A 975-nucleotide genomic window follows, 5' to 3' on the forward strand; every position below is an offset into this window, starting at 1 on the left:
TGGCACGCGAAAATCTGAAACCTTTCCTACAATACCTTTCATGTTTTCTTTTGGTATTGTCCATATATTTTTATCTATTTGTTCAAGATGCAAATAGCGCAATGGATATGACCGTACCCCTGTCAAAATAAGCAATTTCAGTGCTAAATTTGAAAGGATATTATCATCCAAATTCTGATAAAAAGCTGGAACTTCTTGCCATGGCATAGCAGGAATATTTGTTGATCTAGCACGGGTTTTTCCTAAAAGGGCGCGTGCCTTCATACAAGCTTGTAGATCAACGTCCAAACCAAGAGCCGCTGCATATTTCAAGCAAATGTTAATACGATTAAGTGCTTTTCTTGCCGTATCTGCTTTTTCATGCCAAAGGGGTGAGAGAACATTGCGAATGATATTTGCTGTTAATTGTTCTATAGGCAAATTCCCTATGTGTGGGATAACATGTAACTCCAGCGGAGAAAACCAGCGGCCGTTTTTACCTTCATTTTTCAACTCTGCTTTTTTGCTTTCAAAAGCCGCTTTTGCAATTTCTTGAAAAATATTGCTTTGCTGTTTTAAAATAGTCTGTTCTCGAAAGACAATAGGATCATTGCCTTCTTTAAGAATATCACTATAATGCCTAGCAAGCTCACGCGCTTCTTTTAAAGAGAGTTTTGTAACAGGACCAAGTCCCATTTCACGGCGCTTATTGTGGTGCGTATAGCGAAAAAACCAAGAGCGTGTATTGTCTTTTCGAACATTCAACCATAGCCCCGCCCCGTCACAATATTTACCCTGCGAGGACGTCTTTACGAATGATGCTGATAACCGATGAATCGCCCTCACTTAACGTCCCCTCTCGTCCACCTTTTCAAGCATTGCTCGTCCACCTTTTTTGGTCCACCTTTTAGACCACCTTTAATTTCTGATTTGAGATTTTTCCTTTAATGCTTACTTTTTTTATTGAATCATAAAAAGCTATAGACATCAATACGC

1 protein-coding gene is annotated in these 975 nt (G+C 39.2%); it reads right to left on the reverse strand.

Annotation, left to right across the window (positions count from 1 at the left end):
* Positions 1-825: tyrosine-type recombinase/integrase (locus ACFIKJ_RS09445; RefSeq protein WP_375670558.1), on the reverse strand; the 825-nt coding region annotated here is incomplete at its 3' end.
* Positions 826-975 lie beyond the last annotated feature (150 nt).

The sequence above is a fragment of the Bartonella sp. PS7NMGDW genome (assembly GCF_042193585.1).
Taxonomy (GTDB): domain Bacteria; phylum Pseudomonadota; class Alphaproteobacteria; order Rhizobiales; family Rhizobiaceae; genus Bartonella; species Bartonella grahamii.